Origin of the sequence: Mycobacterium shottsii, assembly GCF_010728525.1 — a bacterium.
In the GTDB taxonomy this organism is placed as follows: domain Bacteria; phylum Actinomycetota; class Actinomycetes; order Mycobacteriales; family Mycobacteriaceae; genus Mycobacterium; species Mycobacterium marinum.
This window is the reverse complement of the sequence record NZ_AP022572.1, coordinates 785,885-805,381: the sequence shown is the minus strand read 5'-3', so window position 1 is coordinate 805,381 and position 19,497 is coordinate 785,885. Positions and strand designations below refer to the sequence as shown.

At 66.6% G+C, this 19,497-nt stretch carries 11 protein-coding genes; all 11 read right to left on the bottom strand.

The annotated features are described in order from the left end of the window. Positions 1 to 26: 26 nt before the first annotated feature. The 11 genes from G6N41_RS03805 to glf all read right to left on the bottom strand — a co-directional run bounded on the left by G6N41_RS03805 (position 27) and on the right by glf (position 19,438). Entirely contained in the window at positions 27 to 1,607 is a 1,581-nt protein-coding gene (locus G6N41_RS03805; protein WP_198966648.1) for an acyl-CoA carboxylase subunit beta, read from the bottom strand. Continuing rightward, positions 1,607 to 6,955, bottom strand: a complete 5,349-nt coding sequence (pks13, locus tag G6N41_RS03800; RefSeq protein WP_198966647.1) for a polyketide synthase Pks13 — start codon at positions 6,953 to 6,955, stop codon at positions 1,607 to 1,609. Before pks13 ends, G6N41_RS03805 begins: the two co-directional genes overlap by 1 nt. Positions 6,956 to 6,977: 22 nt before the next feature. Next, on the bottom strand, positions 6,978 to 8,867 hold the full coding sequence (fadD32, locus tag G6N41_RS03795; RefSeq protein ID WP_198966646.1) for a long-chain-fatty-acid--AMP ligase FadD32: 1,890 nt from the start codon (positions 8,865 to 8,867) through the stop codon (positions 6,978 to 6,980). A gap of 317 nt (positions 8,868 to 9,184) precedes the next feature. Beyond that, on the bottom strand, positions 9,185 to 10,198 hold the full coding sequence (culp6, locus tag G6N41_RS03790; RefSeq protein ID WP_198966645.1) for a carboxylesterase Culp6: 1,014 nt from the start codon (positions 10,196 to 10,198) through the stop codon (positions 9,185 to 9,187). 236 nt (positions 10,199 to 10,434) lie between these two features. After that, entirely contained in the window at positions 10,435 to 11,340 is a 906-nt protein-coding gene (locus G6N41_RS03785) for an esterase family protein (RefSeq protein ID WP_198966644.1), read from the bottom strand. A 175-nt stretch (positions 11,341 to 11,515) separates the two neighbouring features. After that, a complete protein-coding gene (gene ag85A / locus G6N41_RS03780) occupies positions 11,516 to 12,529 on the bottom strand; it encodes a diacylglycerol acyltransferase/mycolyltransferase Ag85A (protein ID WP_012396870.1) in 1,014 nt (337 codons plus the stop codon). A gap of 396 nt (positions 12,530 to 12,925) precedes the next feature. Next, on the bottom strand, positions 12,926 to 14,905 hold the full coding sequence (aftB, locus tag G6N41_RS03775; protein WP_407663719.1) for a terminal beta-(1->2)-arabinofuranosyltransferase: 1,980 nt from the start codon (positions 14,903 to 14,905) through the stop codon (positions 12,926 to 12,928). After that, complete coding sequence (locus G6N41_RS03770) at positions 14,892 to 15,800, bottom strand: decaprenyl-phosphate phosphoribosyltransferase (RefSeq protein ID WP_020731073.1); 909 nt, start codon at positions 15,798 to 15,800, stop codon at positions 14,892 to 14,894. Before G6N41_RS03770 ends, aftB begins: the two co-directional genes overlap by 14 nt. Continuing rightward, a complete protein-coding gene (locus G6N41_RS03765; RefSeq protein WP_198966642.1) occupies positions 15,797 to 16,342 on the bottom strand; it encodes a phosphatase PAP2 family protein in 546 nt (181 codons plus the stop codon). Before G6N41_RS03765 ends, G6N41_RS03770 begins: the two co-directional genes overlap by 4 nt. Then, on the bottom strand, positions 16,335 to 18,233 hold the full coding sequence (locus tag G6N41_RS03760; RefSeq protein WP_198966641.1) for a glycosyltransferase: 1,899 nt from the start codon (positions 18,231 to 18,233) through the stop codon (positions 16,335 to 16,337). The genes G6N41_RS03765 and G6N41_RS03760 overlap by 8 nt, the downstream gene beginning before the upstream one ends. After that, the gene (glf, locus tag G6N41_RS03755; protein ID WP_198966640.1) at positions 18,230 to 19,438 is read right to left on the bottom strand and encodes a UDP-galactopyranose mutase; all 1,209 of its coding nucleotides are present in this window, start codon (positions 19,436 to 19,438) and stop codon (positions 18,230 to 18,232) included. The genes G6N41_RS03760 and glf overlap by 4 nt, the downstream gene beginning before the upstream one ends. Positions 19,439 to 19,497 lie beyond the last annotated feature (59 nt).

The window sequence follows — 19,497 nt, the reverse complement described above, 5'->3', positions numbered from 1 at the left end:
CTCGCGCTACTGGGGGGCGGTACTCGCTAGACCGGGATCAGGCCGTGCTTGCGGCCCACCCGCCACCACAGCTGCTTGTCCCGCAGCAGGTGCATGGACTTGCGCAGCAGCAGCCGGGTCTGGTGCGGGTCGACGACTGCGTCGATGAACCCGCGCTCAGCCGCGATCCACGGGATCGCCATGTTCAGGTTGTAGCCCTCGATGAAGTCACGCTTGATCTTCTGGGCCTCGGGTGTGGTCGGGTCCGGGAAACGCTTCATCAGCAACTGCGCGGCACCGTCGGCACCGATCACCGCGATGCGCGCGGTCGGCCAGGCGAAGTTGAAGTCCGCGGTCAGCTGCTTGGAGCCCATCACCGCGTACGCACCGCCGTAGGACTTGCGGATGGTGATCGTCACCTTCGGCACGTCGGCTTCCACCACGGCGTACAGGAACCGCCCGCCGCGCTTGATGATCCCGTTCTTCTCCTGCTCGGCCCCCGGCAGGAAGCCGGGTGTGTCCACCACAAAGACCAGCGGGATCTTGAACGCGTCGCAGAACCGGACGAACCGTGCGGCCTTGTCGGAGGCTTCGTTGTCGATGGCGCCGGACATGTGCATCGGCTGGTTCGCCACCACCCCCACCGGGCGTCCGTCGACGCGCGCGTAACCGGTGATGATCGCCTGGCCCGCCTGCGCGGCGACGTCGACAAAATCCCCATCGTCGAAGATCCGCAGCAGAATCTCGTGCATGTCGTAGGCGGTGTTGTCCGAGTCCGGCACGATCGAGTCGAGCTCGAGGTCACTCGGGGTGATTTCGGGCTCCAGCCCGGGGTTGAACACCGGCGGGTCGCCAAAGCAGTCCGATGGCAGGAATGACAGGAAGTCCCGCACGTACTGGAATGCGGCGGCCTCGTCCTCGACCACCTGGTGGATGTTGCCGTAGCGGGCCTGCGAGTCGGCGCCGCCCAATTCGTCGAGGCTGACGTCCTCGCCGGTGACGTCTTTGATCACGTCGGGCCCGGTGACGAACATGTAGCCCTGGTCTCGCACGGCGACCACCAGGTCCGTCTGGATCGGCGAATACACCGCTCCCCCAGCACATTTGCCGAGGATGATGGAGATCTGCGGTACCTGGCCGGACAAGATCTCGTGGCGCCGGCCCAGCTCGGCGTACCACGCCAGCGAGGTCGCCGTGTCTTGAATACGGGCGCCGGCGGAATCGTTGATGCCGATGATCGGGCAACCGACCATCGAGCACCACTCCATCAGGCGGGCCACCTTGCGGCCGAACATCTCACCGACCGAGCCCTGAAACACGGTCTGGTCGTGGGAGAACACCCCGACCGGGCGGCCGTCGATCATGGCGTGCCCGGTGACCACCCCATCGCCGTACACCGCGCCCGGGTCACCCGGGGTCTTGCACAGCGCACCGGTCTCGAAGAAGGTGCCCGGGTCCACCAGCGCATGCACCCGTGCGCGGGCGCTCGGAATGCCCTTCTTGTCACGCTTGGCAGCGGCCTTCTCACCGCCGGGTTCTTTGGCCAGCTCCAGGCGTTCCCGCAGTTCCGCGAGCTTCTCGGCAGTGGAGTGCACCACAGGAGCTGGGCCTGGAGCTGTATCGGTCACTACTTGCCTACCTCACTGGTCGGTTCAGCCTTGATGTTGTCCACAGCGCGGCTCATGTGTTCGCCGACCTTGGCGATGATCGGCTCGTCGATGGCCTGGATGTGCTCGCCACCGATCGGCACGACCTCGAGGTCGGAAACATACTCGCCCCAGCCGCCGTCCGGCTGGCGAACGGCATACCGCGGCTCGAACATGATCGCGTCGTCATGGTAGCGATCGGCCATGTAGAGGGTGACATGCCCGTCGTACGGGTGGATCTCGGCGGTGTCGATCGCCCGGTTGTCCAGGTACGAGGTGCGTTGGTGCTCGATGATGCCGGCCGGGATCTCCACCCCGCTCTGGCTGACGGCGTCGAGAACGAACCGGACCTGACCTTCGTCGTCGAGCTCCTCGAGATGCTCGTACGGGATCGCCGGAACGGTGACGTTGAACGTCGTCTCGGCGAACTTGGCGTAGCGGTCCCAGCGCTTGCGGATCTCATCCTTGGTCTGGGGGATCTCCTCCCCCGCCCGCACCGCGTCGATCAGACCGACAAACCGGACGTCTTTGCCCAGGCGCTTAAGCCCGATCGCGCACGCGTAGGCCAGCACGCCACCCAGCGACCAGCCGACCAGGATGTAAGGCCCGTCGCCCTGCATCTCGATCAGCTTCGGCACGTATTGGGCCGCCCGCTCTTCGATTGATCCCTCGACCCGCTCGAAGCCGTACATCGGCGTATCCGCCGGCAACCGGTTCAGCAGTGGCTCGTAGACCACCGTCGAACCACCGGCCGGGTGGAACGCGAACACCGGCACCTTCGAGCTGCCCTCGGGACGGGCCCGCAGGGTGCGTACGAAGCCGTCGACGACACCGGCCTCCAGGTAGCCGCGCACCTTCTCAGCGAGCGCCTCGATGTTGTGCGAACTCAAGACGTCCTCGGTGGTGATGGAACCTTCCGCACGCTCGGACAGGCGTTGGGCCATCTTGGCGGCCTTGTCCTTATCCAGCTTGGGCAGCGGGTTGAAGATGCCCCCCGCCGACTTGCCGGTAACGATCGCCCAGGTAGCGAAGACGACACGCTCGGCGGCATCACGCGGCGGCACGTCAGAGTTCAGCGCCTTGGCGACCGCTTCCTGGTTGAGCGCATCGGCGGCACCCTTGAGATCCGGAGCCGAACTGGGCTGCCCCTTGCCGGACGGGCCGGCCGGGTCGGTGGGCGGCGGCGGCACGTCCGAGGGCGGCGGGGCGGCCGCCTCCTCCGCTGCCTGGGCAACCGCCTCCGCGGCGGGAGCCGGCGCGGAGTCGTGCTTGGCGTGCATCAGCTCCGCCTGAACCCTGGCGATTTCCTCGGCCGACTGGGTCTTCTGGTGCTCGTGCAGCTGCTCGATCTCATCACGGTGTTCGACCGCGTATTCGATCAGCTTCTCCACGTTGTAGAGGTTGGCGTCACGCACCGCCGTCAACTGGATGGGCGGCAGGTCGAAGTCGTACTCCACGCGGTTCTTGATCCGCACGGCCATCAACGAGTCCAGGCCCAGCTCGATCAGCGGCACCTCCCAGGGCAGGTCCTCGGGCTCATAGCCCATGGCCGATCCGACGATCAGGCCCAGGCGATCGGCGATGGTTTCGCCGGTATCCGGAGTCCATCTGCCCATGCCGCTCGGCATGTAACGGTTGGTCAGGCTGTCCGTCAGCGTCTCCGCGTCGGATTCCTCGGTCGCGTCCGCGGACGCGGACGGTGCCACGGCATCGACGGCACCGTCGACACCCGCCGCAACGGCGGTACCCGCGCCGACCGCAGCCGGCAACACCGCGTCCTGGCCGCCCCGGGCGACCAGGGCGTCATAGACGAGGGTGAACGATTCATCGATGCGGGCGTGCACCTGCACCGACGCGCCGCCGGGATGGCGGGCCAGGGTCGTCACCAGCCGCGCGCCCTCGCCGGGCAACGCGCGCTGCTCGGCAGCGCTGAGCCGGGCGTCCGGAAGCACCTGCGTGGCAGCGGCTCTGACCAGTGCGGCCAGATCGGTGGCCTCGCGCGGGGCGAATTCCCAGACGTGCCGGCCATCGGGCAAGGCGACATGGTTACCCGGCATGATCACCGACGCATCACCGGAGAACTTCGCGTCCAACCAGTGCTCTTTGCGCTTGAATCGGGTGGGCGGAATGATCGCGTAGTCCGCCGGCCCGGCCGGCCCCGGGAACAGGGTGCGCATGTCCAGGTCGTGGCCGTGCACGTAGAGCTGCGCCAGCGTCGAAATCATCGACTCGACTTCGTCTTGCTTGCGGGCCAGCGTCGGAATCAGCTGGGCGTCATGCAGACCGGCCGAGGCCGTGGTCAGGCCAACCTGCATCAGCGCGACGGGGTTGGGCGCCAGCTCCAGGAAGGTGGTGTGCCCGCTGTCGACCGCGTTGCGGATGCCGTGGGTGAAGTAGACGCTGTGGCGCAGGCCCTTCTTCCAGTAGTCAACATCGTGGATGGGGTCACTGCCGGGTTTGACGTAGCTGCCCTCGTGCACGGTCGAGAAGATGCCGGCGGTCGGGCTCATCGGCTTGATGCCCTGCAGCTCCGCGGCGAGTTCGCCGAGCAGCGGATCCATCTGCTGAGTGTGGCTGGCGCCCTTGGTCTGGAACTTGCGGGCGAACTTACCCTCGGATTCCGCGCGGGCGATGATCGCGTCGACCTGCTCCGGCGGGCCGCCGATGACGGTCTGGGTGGGTGCCGCGTAAACACACACCTCCAGATCGGGGAAGTCGGAGAACACTGTCTTGATCTCGTCGGCGGAGTACTCCACCAGCGCCATCAACCGGATGTACTCGCCGAACAGCATCGCCTCGCCCTCGCCCATCAGGTGCGAGCGCGAGCAGATCGCCCGGGTGGCATCGCGCAGCGAGAGACCGCCGGCGAAGTAGGCCGACGCGGCCTCGCCCAGCGACTGGCCGACCACCGCGGCGGGCTTGGCGCCGTGGTGGCGGAGCAGCTCACCGAGCGCGACCTGGATCGCGAAGATGGTGACCTGCGTGGTCTCGATGCCGTAGTCCTGCGAGTCGTCCAGAATCAGCTCGAGCACCGAGTAGCCTAGCTCGTCCTGGACCAGCGCGTCGACCTTCTCGATCCACTCGGCGAATACCGGGTTGCGCAGGTAGAGGCTCTTGCCCATCTTGCGGTGCTGCGCGCCGAACCCGGCCAACACCCACACCGGGCCGTTGGTCACCGGACCGTCAACGCTGAACACGCCGGGCCGCTGCTTGCCCTCGGCGACCGCGCGCAGGCCCTTGATGGCCTCTTCATGGTCGTGGGCCAGCACCACCGCGCGGGACCGGCCGTGGTTGCGCCGCGACAGCGAGCGGCCGATCGACTCCAGCGACGACGACTGGCCTTCGGGGCTTTCCATCCAGTCCGCCAATTCGGCGGCGGTGGCCTTCTTACGCGAGGTCAAAAACGCCGAAACCGCGAGCGGAATCAGGGGCTTGGTGGGCCCTTCGGCCTCTTCTTTGGCCGCGAGCTCTTCCAGCGCGACTTCCTTGAGCCGCAGCGCCTCCTCGGTGACCCCGGGCAGCTCGGGCTCCGCCTCTTCGGCTTGCCCGTAGCTGGGCGCGTCGGTGATAATCTCGCCGTACTCGTCGAAGCGCAGTGCGTGGCCTTCGGCGCTCGCCGCCTCGGACTCGCAGGCCTGCGCGGGTGCGGCCGGCGCCGACTCGGGATCGGGTTCGCGCTCGATGACATCGCGTGGCAGCACCTCGCGCACCACCACGTGGGCGTTGGCGCCGCCGAATCCGAAGCTCGATACCCCGGCCAGCGCATAGCCGCCGTATCGCGGCCAGTCGGTGGCCGCGTCGACCACCTTCAGGCGCATCGCGTCGAAGTCGATGTAGGGGCTGGGCCCGGCGAAGTTGATCGACGGGGGCAGCTTGTCATGCTGCAACGCCAGCACCACCTTGGCCATGCTGGCCGCACCGGCGGCCGACTCCAGGTGTCCGACGTTGGTCTTGACCGCACCGAGCAAGGCGGGCCGATCCGCCGCACGCCCCTTGCCAACCACCCGGCCCAGCGCCTCGGCCTCGATCGGGTCGCCCAGGATGGTCCCGGTGCCGTGCGCCTCGATGTAGTCGACGTTGCGCGGGTCGATGCCCGCGTCCTTGTAGGCCCGGCGCAACACGTCGGCCTGGGCGTCCTGGTTCGGCGCGATCAGGCCGTTGGACCGCCCGTCGTGGTTGACCGCGCTGCCGGCGATGACGGCCAGGATCTGGTCGCCGTCGCGGCGGGCGTCATCGACGCGCTTGAGTACCAGCATGCCGGCACCCTCGGAGCGGGTGTAGCCGTCAGCGTCGGCCGAAAACGACTTGATCCGGCCGTCCGGGGCCAGCACGGCGCCGATCTCATCGAAACCAAGCGTCACCATGGGGGTGACCAGCGCGTTCACCCCGCCGGCCACGACCACATCGGCCTCACCATTGCGCAGCGCTTGCACGCCCTGATGGACTGCCACCAGTGAGCTCGAGCACGCGGTGTCGATCGCCACCGAAGGCCCGCGGAAGTCGTAGAAGTAGGACACCCGGTTGGCGATGATCGACGTCGCGGTGCCGGTGATCGCATACGGGTGGGCGATGGTCGGGTCCGACACCGCCAAGAAGCTGTAGTCATTGTTGGAGACACCCACGTAGACGCCGACCGAGCCACCGCGCAAGCTCGACGGTGGGATGCGGGCGTGCTCGAGCGCCTCCCAGGTCAGCTCCAGCGCCATCCGCTGCTGCGGGTCGATGTTGTCGGCTTCGGTCTTAGCCACCGCGAAGAACTCGGAGTCGAAGCCTTTGATGTCGCTGAGGTAGCCGCCGCGAGTGCGGGCGTTTGCGACCCGCTCGGCGATCCGCGGCTCTTCCAGAAATTCCGACCAGCGTCCCTCGGGCAGGTCGGTGATCGCGTCGCGGCCCTCCAGCAGCGCGCGCCAGGTCTCCTCCGGGGTGTTCATCTCGCCGGGCAGCCGGGTCGCCAGACCCACAATCGCAATGTCGACCCGCTCGGCCGGGCCGTTGCGCGTCCAGTCAATGTTGTCGATGCCGTCGTCGGCGACTTCGGGCTCACCCTCGATGATGCGAGTGGCCAGCGACTCGATGGTCGGATGCTGGAAGGCAACCGCGACCGACAGGGTGACGCCGGTCATGTCTTCGATGTCGGCGGCCATGGCCACCGCATCCCGTGACGACAAACCGAGCTCGACCATCGGCACCGACTCATCGATGGAGTCCGGCGACTTCCCGACCGCCTTGCCCACCCAGTTGCGCAGCCACTGCCGCATCTCGGGGACCGTCATATCGGACTTGTTGGCTTGCGCGTCCTCGTTCGACTGGGGTTGGTCTGTGTCAGCCATGGCTACCTTTGCTTACGCTTGCTTACGATCCGGTGGCGAAGACTGTCGGGGAGCCGACGCCGCTGCGCAGGCTGCCGTCGATGTAGGCGGTGCGGCAGGCGCGGCGGCCGATCTTGCCACTCGAAGTCCGAGGAATGGTCCCGGCCGACACCAGCAGCACGTCCCGTACCGTCACTCCGTGACCGACGGCGACGGCCGCCCGGATGTCATCGGCGATCGGCTGGTATTCGAGCTTGTGGGTACCCGCGGCGCGTTCGCCGACGATCACCAACTGCTCGGAGGTGTCCTCGGGGTCGAAGCTCAGTCCGGCATGCGGGTCCTCGAAGACCTTCTGCGGCAATTGGTTGGCCGGCACGGAGAAGGCCGCGACGTACCCGACCCGCAGCGCCTTGGTGGACTCTTGCGCCGTGTATTCGAGGTCCTGCGGGTAGTGGTTGCGACCGTCGATGATGACCAGGTCCTTGATCCGGCCGGCGATGTAGAGGTGGCCCTTGAAGTAGGTCCCGTAGTCGCCGGTGCGCACCCACAAGCCATCGTCGGGAGCGCCCTCGGCATGCGACTCGGGAACCCGCGACTTGAGGATGTTACGGAAGGTCTGGGCGGACTCTTCTTCCTTGCCCCAGTAGCCGATACCCAGGTTGTTGCCGTGCAACCAGATCTCACCGATCTGGCCGTCCGGGAGCTCACTGGCCGTCTCGGTGTCGACGATGACCGCCCATTCATCGACACCGACCTTCCCCGCCGAAACCTGCGCGACGGCGTTTGGCGCGTCGGCGGCCACCTCGACGAAGCGCTGCTTGTTCAGCTCGTCGCGGTCGACGTGGATGACCGTCGGCACCTCGTCCATCGGTGTGGTGGAGACGAACAGGGTGGCCTCGGCCAAGCCGTAGGACGGCTTGACCGCGGTCTCGCGCAGGCCGTAGGGCTCGAACGCCTTGAAGAACTTGCGCATCGAAGCCGGCGACACCGGCTCGCTGCCGTTCAGGATGCCCTTGACGTTGCTCAGGTCCAGTGGCGGTTCGTCGTCGCGGGGCACACCGCGCATCGCGGCGTGCTCGAACGCAAAGTTCGGCGCGGCCGTGAAGGTGCCGCCGGTCTCGCCCGGCTTGCGGGCAAGCTCACGGATCCAGCGCCCGGGCCGGCGCACGAACGCGGCCGGCGTCATGAAGGTGAAGCTGTGCCCGAGCACCGACGCCAACAGCACCGTGATCAGGCCCATGTCGTGGAAGAACGGCAGCCAGCTGACCCCGCGGTCACCTTCCTGGCCTTCCAGCGCGTTGAGCACCTGCAGCACGTTGGTGGGCAGGTTCAGGTGGGTGATCTGCACGCCAGAGGGGACGCGGGTGGAGCCGGAGGTGTACTGCAGGTAGGCGGTGGTCAACTCGTTGGCTTCGGGTTGCTGCCAGGTGGAGGCGACCTCGGTTGGCACCGCGTCGACCGCGATCACTCGGGGCCGCTCTTTGGCCGACCGGCTGCGGATGAACTTCCGCACGCCCTCGGCGGAGTCGATGGTGGTCAGGATGGTCGACGGCGTGCAGTCGTCGAGCACGGCGTGCAGGCGGCCGACGTGGCCCGGCTCGGCCGGGTCGAATAGCGGCACCGCGATCCGGCCGGAGTAGAGCGCACCGAAGAACGAGATGAGGTAGTCCAGGTTCTGCGGGCACAGGATCGCGATGCGGTCACCCGGCTGAGTCACCTGCTGCAGCCGCGCACCGACGGCGCGGTTGCGGGCGCTGAACTCCGACCACAAGATGTCGCGCTCGACACCGTCGCGCTCGGTGGAGAAGTCCAAGAAGCGGTAGGCCAGCTTGTCGCCACGAACCCGTGCCCATTTCTCGACGTGACGAACCAGGTTCGTGTTCTCCGGGAACCTGATCTTTCCATTCACGATGAACGGGTTGTGGTACGCCATGGGGCCCTCTCCTGTCACAACACTGCTCAGTCGGCTACGCCGACGGGGTTACATTTCGGTCGGCTGGGCCGACGTTTTACATCTGTGCGCGGACCAGCCCTCGAGCACCGTCGCGCGAGCCACAGCTCGCGCGACGGTGCCAGCTTCGACCCGATGCGGCCTTCCACATGCTCTTAAATTTCTCTTAATGTTAAGGGGCGGGGCGCGACAGACCAAATCACAAAGTACCGCTGTTTGCGCCCGCCATCGCGAGCGAGTCGCTGTGTCCCCCTGGCGAGGCCCGTCGGCGGTCGCCGATCGCTACTACCGGGACTCGATCACCCGTGTTTGGGATGCGGTGCCTTGTCGATGAGTTCATGGGCCCAGTTCAGCGTCCACTCGGTAGCCGGCTCCCCATCGGAGCTCCAGAAGTCCGGGGTGGCATACATCGCGTGAACCGGCTGAACCGCTCCGCCGGCCAGGGTGTCCAGGGTGGTCGGCAGGTTAGCGGGGCTGAAAGCTTCTTGCGGGGCGGCGCAGATCAGGTCGCCCTCGGCGCAGATCTCGTTGGTCCGGTCATCGAGCGCACCGAATCCGCCGGGCCGGGGGCCGGTCATGGTCAATCCGAGCCCGGACAGCACCGGCACCTCGTGCAGGGTGATTTCGGCGCCTTCGCCCGGCGGGCTCGGCGGGATGTCGTTGCCCACCCCGGGCTGCCGGCGCCCGTCGGCGATCAGCGTCACACCCAGCACCAAGTCTTCGTCGACGGGTCCGCGGCCGTTGCCGATATCGCTGGCCACGTCGCCGGCGATCACTGCGCCCTGAGAAAACCCGACCAGTACGTAGCTGGTCAGGGGGCACCTGTTGTTCATGTCCGTCATTTCCGCGACCATCGCGCGGGTGCCTTCGGCCCGGCTGTCGTTATAGGACATCTGGCCGTCGGCACTCAACGGATTGTGGAACTGCGCGGTGTAGGGAACCGTGTAGGTCTGCACCCGGGATTCGGGGAAGTCCGTGGAGATCGGCCCGGTCACCTTCAGCAGCAACGCTTTGGGGAACGTCAGCGGGTTGAGCGGGTCATCCTGGGGCGATGACTCCCAGGTGCCCGGAACCGCGATCAACTGCACGTCGGGGCACGACGCATCCTGGAATGCCGGCCGGGGCTTGCGCGGGTGGGGGGTGGTGGGCGCCGGAGTCAAGATGCCCGGCGGTACCGCGCTCGGCGGAGTTTCGGAATGGCGCAGCAGGATCACCCCGGCCACGATGACCAACGCCACCACCGATGCCATCGCACCCACGGCGACCCAGGCAAGGATCCGGTGTCGGCGTCTCCGCCGGGAGTTCGTGGACATGTTCTCCTGCTGCAGGGTCGGTACTTATCAGTGTGGGTACAGGTGCTGGGGGCGGCGGTGTCGCGCCCGCTCACCACCCGAGCCACCCGAACTCACCCGCACCGCGTATCGACGCGACGGTACCGCCCTTAGCTGCACTCCATACACGGTACCGGCTCACCACGGGGTTACTTCCCGGCTGACAGATACAGCGGGTGTCGGGGCAGCGCCGTCAGCCGAGGTCGTGCGCCGGCCGGCTAGCGGATTGCGCCGACGATATCACCAGACATCGCACCCAGCTGCGCTGACCACGAGCCCCAGCCGTTGTCGCCTCCGCCCGGGAAATCAAAGTGGCCGTTGTGCCCGCCGACGTTGCGATACTGCTGGTAGAATGACCGGCTGTCGCCCATTGCCGCACCGGCCTGGCCGATCATGGCCGCGGGGTCACTGGCGCCCGGGTTGGTCGGACTCCACACCCACACTCGGGTGTTGTTCTGCGCCAGCAGGGCGGCGTGGACCCACGGGTCGTGCCACTTCCACCGGCCCAACTGTGGGGCACCCCACATGCCGTTGCCGTCCACTGCGTCGAATTGCTGCATCCCGGCCAGGATCGCCCCGTTGGTGGTGGTGCTCGACGGGTACAAGAACCCGGACAGCGATCCGGCGAAACCGAACCGGTCGGGGTGGAATGCGGCCAGCGCCATCGCGCCGTAGCCGCCCTGAGACGCACCGACCGCGGCGTGGCCGCCGGGCGCCAGGCCCTTGTTGGCGGCCAGCCAATCGGGCAGCTCACTGGAGAGGAAGGTGTCCCACTGCTTGCTGTCGTCCTGTTCCCAGTCGGTGTACATGCTGAACGCGCCGCCCGCCGGCGCGACCACCGAGATTCCTTTGCCGCCGAGGGTGTTCATCGCGTTACCCGCGGTGACCCAGTTGCTGACATCGGGGCCGGCGTTGAAGGCGTCGAGAAGGTAGGCCGCGTGCGGCCCGCCGGCCAGGAAAGCCACCGGGATGTCTCGGCCCATTGCGCCCGAGGGGACCATCAGGGTCTCGTACGGAGCGGCATTGGCCTTTCCGGTGGATCCCGTGGCCACCGTGATACCGCCCAACGTGACTGACAGCACGGCAACGCAGAGCAGCCGTATCACCACTGACACACCCCTCATGTCCACCTCCATCGTGTATCGCTGCGTGCTCACAGCAAGGCTCGGCCCGCACGTAGCTAACCACACCGGCTACGACCGGATAAAGGGGAGATAACACCAGAAATGATTAACGGCGGCGACCCCTGAGGGCCGCCGCCGTTAATCGCTGTTTTGTTAGTACGCCGAGCGCTTGGTACTAGGCGCCCTGGGTGTCACCGGTGTTGGGTGTCGCACCCAGCGTGTGCTGCAGGTCAGGCTTCATAGCGTTGAGCTGCGCACCCCAGTACTCCCAGCTGTGCGTGCCGTTGTCATCGAAGTTCCACACGGCGTTGTGGCCACCGGCAGCGTTGTACGCGGCCTGGAACTTCATGTTGCTGGTCCGGACGAAGCCCTCCAGGAACTTCGCGGGCAGGTTGTCGCCACCCAGGTCGGACGGCTTGCCGTTACCGCAGTACACCCAGATCCGGGTGTTGTTGGCAACCAGCTTGCCGACCTGCAGCATCGGGTCGTTACGCGCCCAGGCCGGGTCATCCTTCGGGCCCCACATGTCGGAAGCCTTGTAGCCGCCCGCGTCACCCATGGCCAGGCCGATCAGGGACGGGCCCATACCCTGCGACGGGTCCAGCAGTGCCGACAGCGAGCCGGAGTACACGAACTGGTCGGGGTGGTAGGCAGCCAGGATCAGGGCCGACGATCCCGCCATCGACAGACCAACCACGCCGCTGCCGGTGGGCTTGACACCCTTGTTGGCCGACAGGTACTGCGGCAGCTCGCTGGTCAGGAAGGTCTCCCACTTGTAAGTGGTGCAGCCAGCCTTACCGCAAGCCGGGTTGTACCAGTCCGAGTAGAAGCTGGACTGGCCACCGACCGGCATGGCGACCGAGATGCCCGACTGGTAGTACCACTCGAACGCGGGGGTGTTGATGTCCCAACCGCTGAAGTCGTCCTGCGCACGCATGCCGTCCAGCAGGTACAGCGCCGGAGAGTTGGCGCCACCGCTTTGGAACTGGACCTTGATGTTGCGGCCCATCGCCGCCGAGGGCACCTGCAGGTATTCCACCGGCAGGCCCGGCCGCGAAAATGCACTCGCGGTCGCCGAGCCGCCGACGAAGCCGACCAGACCCGATAGCAGGGCCGCGCCAACGGCTCCCACCATGAGTCGGCGCGGCGTACCCGTCACGGCGCCACGAAACCTGTCAACAAGCTTCATCCTTGCTTCCTCATCCTCATTCATTTAGGGGCATCCGGTTAGATCGGGCGCATCCTCAACTAGGTCAGACTGCGCGCGCTGGGCCGCAGTGCTCGTGTAGTCAACCACATCTTTGGGCCGATCCTCTCATCGAGGACGGCGCGCAGTTCGTTACCCAGCGGGGATCCGGACCGAATTTTCGGACCCGCCCGCCACCGTAACGTTGCGTTTTCGCACGTGTCCGCGGTTCCGTGCGCGCGGGCGACAGATCAAATGTGATGTTTCTGTCAGTATCCGATCAAACCAGGGTCAGCCCCGGCGTGCGGTGCGATCGAATCCGACCCAAATATTTACCAAACCGAATATTGTGCCGCGCAGCGGCACCCCCAAAACGGTCCGGCGCCACTACCTACTCGCTCATTCCCGAGGCGGGGCGGGCGGGACGTCGGGCACCTCGAGGCCACACCTGACCAGCTCATACAGCGGCACCCGGTTGATCCGGTACCGGGTGAACTCAAACGAGTGCACCACGTTGGACACGAACCGGTGCAGGCTCATCGGTGCCCGCACCGAGTTCAGCACCGCCTGGGTGGCGGGGCATCGCAGGGCGGCCTCGGCCTGCGCGACCCACTGCTGATCGAGGTAGGCGGGGACACCCGGATACCACTTCACCCACGGACCGTCGGCGATCACCCAGTCCGGGAACAGGTTCTTGTCGTGGCCGATACGGCCATGCTCGAGCCGCTCGGTGTGCGCGGCCAGCGGGTTTGCCAGACCGATCTGGTCCAGCACCCGGACGTCGAGCCCGACGTTCATGCCAACCATGCCCAAGTTGGTGAAAAACACCGTGTGCTGCGGCTTTTCGCTGGCCGGGATGCCGGGGGCCGATCCGGGCTTGATCATCGGCACCAGATCCCACTGGGTGTAATTGCCCGACGGCAACAGCAACGCCCCTTCCGGGGTGTTGTTGAGCGCCGTCAGAATGGCGGCCATCCGCGGGTAGTCGAGGTAGTCGGCGGCCGTCAGCGGGTGCGCGTGCCCGGTGGCCTGAGCGTAGAAACGGCGCTCATCGACGATCCCCGAATAGCTGACGTGGGTGGCGTCGTCACCCATCCCCGGCGAATTCTCCGCCCACAGTGACCAGCCCGCAACGCCCAACCACAGCACGCTGACGGCACCGGCCACCCAGTAGCCGGTCTCACGCGAATAGTCCTTGCCATCGGGCACGACCAGGGGAATGACGGCGACGGGCGCCAGCACGCAGAACAGCGGCGCCAACAGCACCCGGCCATGCATGAAGTCGCCACCCTGGCGAATCCAGTACAGCGCCTGCAGTACGCCACTGCCGGCCATGAAGACCACCACCGCGGTCGGGCTCTGCACCGCCCGGGCAAACCGTCCGTAATCGGGTGCCAGCACCGGGCGCAGGAACGCGGGCCGCCGCCGCGCGAACATCACAACCACTCCCAGCGGCACCACCAGCACCAGCGGCAGCCAAAGCGCATACGGCCGGTTGAAGTTCGTCAGGTAGACCATGCCCTGCGACCATTTGTCCCCCGCGGCGTCTTTGGCCAGCGCGGTGCCGGGAACCAGCAAGCCGTAGTAGCCCATCCGGAAGATCTGGTAGGCCACCGGCAGCAACCCACCGGCGAGCACGATCAACCCGCGACGACGCCAACTGCGGGCCGCGATCAACATCATGATCAGGGCCAGCCCACCGATCAGCGCCAGCTCCGGGCGCACCAGCACACTGCATCCGGCGACGAAGGCCAGCAGGCCGATGAAGACCGGGTGGTCCGAGCGACCCCGCAGCGGCTGCGACCAGCAGACCATCATCCACCACAGCAGTCCCAGGTAGGCCAGCACCAGACCGCTTTCCAGGCCGGACGTCGCGAAGTCACGCGCCGGGGGTACCGCGATGTAGACCAGCGCCCCCGCGGGCAACATGATCGCCCGACGGCCGCGCAGGCTCGGCGCATACAGCCGGCCGGCGCCCAGCATGAGCAGCACCACACCCAGCACCGACAGCGTCAGCGCTACCGCCAGCGCGACGTACTCGAGCCGCATCGGTCCGCCGACCCAGCTCGCCGCGTAGAGCAGATAGGTCCACACCGTCGAGGTGTTGGCCTCCACCCGTTCGCCCATGTTGAACACCGGCCCGTTGCCGGCCAACAGATTGCGCACCGTGCGCAGCACGATGAGTCCGTCATCGGCGATCCAGCGTCGTTGCCAGGCTCCCCACCCGAACAGCAGCGCAATGATCGCCACACCGATCCACAGGCTGATCCGGACCCAGGGGTCATACGGAAACGCCGGCCACCTGATTGGCCGCAGTACTGGCCGCCGTGCCAGCGCACCGGCCTGCAGGGCCTTGAGTCTGGAGCTAGCCGAAGGCAACGGCGGCCCCAACTGTTCCTATCCACGCCAGCGCCAACAGCTGCAACACCCGGTCCCGCAGGGCGATCTCCTCGGGCTCCCCGGCCAACCCCCCGTCGACATCGACCGCGTAGCGCAGGATGGCGATGGTGAACGGCACCATCGACGCCGCGAACCAGGATCCCGAGTAGTTGTCCCGCTCGAACGCCCACAGCCCGTAACACACCACCACGGCGGTGGCCGACAACGTCCAGACGAACCGCAGATAGGTACTCGTATAGCTTTCCAGCGACTTGCGGATCGCCGCACCGGTGCGCTCGGCGAGCTGCAGCTCGGCGTAACGCTTGCCGGCCACCATGAAAAGCGACCCGAACGCCGCCGTCAGCAAGAACCACTGCGACAGCCGGATGTCGGTGGCCGCGCCGCCGGCGATGGCGCGGATCAAATACGCCGATGACACGACGCAGATGTCGATCACCGCTTGATGCTTGAGGCCGAAGCAGTAGCCCAACTGCATGGCGAGATAAACGACCATCACCACGGCCAGGCTCGGGGTCAACCACCAGGCCAGCCCCAGTGACGTCACACCCAGCGCCACCGCCAACGTGTACGCCAGCCATTCGGGCACCACGCCGGCGGCGATGGGGCGAAACCTCTTGGTGGGGTGCTCCCGATCCGCCTCGACGTCTCGCACGTCGTTGATCAGATAGATGGCCGAGGCGGCCAGGCTGAACACCACGAAGGCCACCAAGACCTCGAACAGCACTTCCGCGTAGCCGTACCGGACCCCGCGGCCCGCCGCGGCCAGCGGGGCGGCCAGCACGAGCACGTTCTTCACCCACTGACGTGGGCGCATCGCCTTGACCACACCGGCCACCAGGTTGGTCGGGGGTCCGGTCACCACGTCTTCGCTCATAGCGACATACCTTTTGTCGAGACCTTGTCGAGTCGCGCGGCGATGGCCGCGACGCTGGCACCCACGCCGATGCCGGCGGCCACGTCGCTGGGATAGTGCACCCCCAGCAGTATTCGAGACAGGGCCATCGGCGGCACCAACACCGCCACGCCCGCAGCTTCGGGAACCCCGGCCGCCCTGCTGAGCAGGATGGCCGCGGCGGCCGTCGAGGTGGCGTGCGCGGACGGGAAACTCAGCTTGCTGGGCGTGCCGACGTTGACCGTCACGGCCGGGTCATGGGGCCGTTTGCGCCGCACCACCCACTTGATCACCACGGCGGCGGCGTGCGCGACGAAGGTGCCGGCCCCCGCGACCACCCACTCCCGGCGCCGGCTCGGGAACAGCAGCGCGCCCAGCGCCGACACCAGCAGCCAGCCCACGCTGTGCTCGCCGAAGTGGGAGAGCCCGCGCGCCGTGCCCAGCACCCCGGGGCGATCAGCCAGTGCCGACTGAACCACGACGATCGCCGCGGCTTCACCGCGCGGTGGCGCCGGTTCAGGCATGCTCGGGCTCGTGGCTCGTCGCCGGCAGCAGCGCCGTCTCCCATTTCTGCTTGCTCGACAGCACCGGCAACGCGTTGCGGTAGGTACTGCGCATCTCGTCGAATCGCTTGGACAGCTCCCGCTGACGGCGCAGCGACTGCCACAGCAGTGAGAGCATCTTGGCCCGGTCGCGCTGCCGATAGACCACGCCACACCCGTCGGCCGTCGTCACGGTGACGCCGTCGACCGTGCACAGCCGGAACCAGCGGGCGTCTTGGGTCGGCACGTTGAATTCCGGGCGGCCATGGTGGGCCGGGTCGGCCGTCTTGAGGTTGTGCAAGATGCCGCGGGCCAACCGGTAGCCGATCGTCACCGGGTTGGTGGGGGGCTTGTTCACGATGTTCTTGTGCAATGGCGGGGGCAGCTCACTGGCCGCGGGCAGCCCCACCGCATCCGGGTAGGACTTGCGAATGCGGTGCACTTCCGGCAGCGCCGATTCCAGGATCGAGAAGATGTGTTCGGGGCCGGCGAGGAAGTCGTCGATGGCCTTGTTCTGGATCTCCACCGTCGAATACTCGAGGCAAGCGAGGTGTTTCAGCGTCGCCTTGAGGTGACTGCGGACCAGTCCGGTGACGTCACCATCCCAGTGCATGGCCGCGACCACCAGCCGGTTGCGCAGGTGGAAATAGGCCTGCCAGTCGATGGCATCGTCCTTGTCGCTCCAGGCCATGTGCCACACCGCCGCCCCCGGCAGGGTGACGGTGGGGTAACCGTGTTCGGCGGCCCGTAGCCCGTAGTCCGCGTCGTCCCATTTGATGAACAACGGCAGTGGCTGGCCCAGCTCCTCGGCCACCTGCCGCGGGATCATGCAGGTCCACCAGCCGTTGTAGTCGACGTCGATGCGCCGGTGCAGCAGCTTGCTCTTGTCTTCGTTGTCGTTCAACGGGTATTCGGCGAAGTCGTGGTCATACTCGGCGTGCGAGGCCGCGGTCCACATGAAGTTCGCCCGGTTCACCACTTCGCCCATGATGTGCAGGTGTGACGGCTCCTGCAGGTTGAGCATCTGCCCACCCACCAGCATCGGGCTCTTGGCGAAGCGGTGCATCGCCAGCACCCGCAGGATCGAGTCCGGCTCGATGCGGATGTCGTCATCCATGAACAGGATCTGCTGGCAGTCGGTGTTCTTCAGCGCCTCGTACATGACCCTGCTGTAGCCACCGGAACCGCCCAGGTTGGGCTGGTCATGGATGGAGAGCCGGTCGCCCAAGCGGGCCGCGGCGGCCGGGAAGTCCGGGTGATCGCGCACTTTGCGGGTGCCTTGGTCCGGCACGATCACCGCGCCGACAACCTCGTCCACCAAGGGGTCCGCGGTGAGTTCGCGCAACGCGTTGGCACAGTCCGCGGGGCGGTTGAACGTCGGGATGCCGACCGCGATGTTGGCCGTTCCCGGCGCGGGCTCGGCCGCGTACCAGCCCGCGTTGAGCAAGGTCACCGCGGTGTCGGTGGTGATGTCGAACCAGATCCAGCCGCCGTCTTCAAACGGCGTCAGCGCCACCTCGATCTCGAGCACCGCCGGCTTGTCCTCATCACCGGCAAATGCGCGCCCTTCGACGAAGATGCGCGCTCCGGTGGCCTTGGTCCGGTAGACGTCGACGCGCCCGGCACCGGACAACTCGACGCGCAGCACCACGGACTTACAGATCGACCAGCGTCGCCAGTAGCTGGCCGGAAACGCATTGAAGTAGGTGGCGAAGGAGACCTCGGATTCCGGACCGATCTGCAGCGAAGTCCGGCTGGTCGCATGCGCGCGCCGAGCGTTGGTGGTCGACTCCTCGAGGTACAGTTTGCGCACGTCGAGCGGTTCGCCCGGACGCGGCAGGATGACTCGGGACAAAAGGCTTACGGCACTCATCCGCGCGCACTCTCCTCGGCCGGCGGTTCCGCCAGCGGTCTACCGTCGCGCAGGTGCGGCGCGAGGACGTTGTCATACATGCTCAAAGCGCTGGCAATGGCCATATGCATATCCAGATATTGATAGGTGCCCAAGCGCCCGCCGAACAGAACCTTCGATGACGCGGTCTCGGACTTCGCCCGGGTCCGGTAGGCGGCCAACAGGGCGCGGTCGGCCTCGGTGTTGATCGGATAGTAGGGCTCGTCCTCGTCTTCGGCGAACCGGGAATACTCGCGCATGATCACCGTCTGGTCCGACGGGTATTCGCGCTCGGGATGGAAGTGGCGGAATTCGTGGATGCGGGTGTAGGGGACGTCGAGATCGTTGTAGTTCATCACCGACGTGCCCTGGAAGTCTCCGATCGGCAGCACTTCCACGTCGAAGTCCAGGGTGCGCCAGCCCAGCCGGCCTTCGGCGTAGTCGAAGTAGCGGTCTAGCGGGCCGGTGTATACGACAGGAGCCTCGGGGTTGGCCGCGCGCAACTCGTCGCGGACGTCGAACCAGTCGGTGTCGAGCCGGATCTCGATGCGGTCGTCGGCGGCCATGTTCTGCAGCCACGCGGTGTAGCCGTCGACGGGCAATCCCTCGTAGGTGTCAATGAAGTACCGGTTGTCGAAGGTGTAGCGCACCGGCAGGCGGGTGATGTTCGCCGCCGGCAGCTGCTTCGGGTCGGTCTGCCACTGTTTGGCGGTGTACCCCTTGACGAAGGCCTCATACAGCGGGCGCCCGATCAGGGAGATGGCTTTCTCCTCGAGATTCTGGGCGTCGGCGGTATCAATCTCGGCGGCCTGCTCGGCGATGAGTTGGCGCGCTTCGGCGGGACTGAAGTACTTGCCGAAGAACTGCGAGACCAGACCCAGCCCCATCGGGAACTGATAGGCCTGCCCGTTGTGCATCGCGAACACCCGGTGGCGATAGTCGGTGAAGTCGGTGAACTGCCCCACGTAGTCCCACACCTTCTTATTGGAGGTGTGAAACAGGTGCGCACCGTACTTGTGGACTTCGATACCGGTCTGCGGCTCGGGTTCGGAATATGCATTACCGCCGATGTGCGGGCGCCGCTCGACAACCAGGACACGCTTGCCGAGTTGGGTAGCCACGCGCTCGGCGATCGTCAGGCCGAAAAATCCGGAGCCGACGACGAAGAGGTCAAAGCGTGCGGTCATCGGTTGCCTAGGGTATCCGACCTTCCTGCGAAAACCCGATTTGGCAGGACGACAAGGTC

Excerpts from the sequence above, each read along its gene's own strand:
- culp6 (WP_198966645.1), bottom strand. The coding sequence starts at position 10,198 with ATGTCCACGAACTCCCGGCGGAGACGCCGACACCGGATCCTTGCCTGG.
- ag85A (WP_012396870.1), bottom strand. The coding sequence starts at position 12,529 with ATGAAGCTTGTTGACAGGTTTCGTGGCGCCGTGACGGGTACGCCGCGC.
- G6N41_RS03770 (WP_020731073.1), bottom strand. The coding sequence starts at position 15,800 with ATGAGCGAAGACGTGGTGACCGGACCCCCGACCAACCTGGTGGCCGGT.
- G6N41_RS03765 (WP_198966642.1), bottom strand. The coding sequence starts at position 16,342 with ATGCCTGAACCGGCGCCACCGCGCGGTGAAGCCGCGGCGATCGTCGTG.
- fadD32 (WP_198966646.1), bottom strand. The coding sequence starts at position 8,867 with ATGGCGTACCACAACCCGTTCATCGTGAATGGAAAGATCAGGTTCCCG.
- G6N41_RS03760 (WP_198966641.1), bottom strand. The coding sequence starts at position 18,233 with ATGAGTGCCGTAAGCCTTTTGTCCCGAGTCATCCTGCCGCGTCCGGGC.
- pks13 (WP_198966647.1), bottom strand. The coding sequence starts at position 6,955 with ATGGCTGACACAGACCAACCCCAGTCGAACGAGGACGCGCAAGCCAAC.
- G6N41_RS03785 (WP_198966644.1), bottom strand. The coding sequence starts at position 11,340 with ATGAGGGGTGTGTCAGTGGTGATACGGCTGCTCTGCGTTGCCGTGCTG.
- glf (WP_198966640.1), bottom strand. The coding sequence starts at position 19,438 with ATGACCGCACGCTTTGACCTCTTCGTCGTCGGCTCCGGATTTTTCGGC.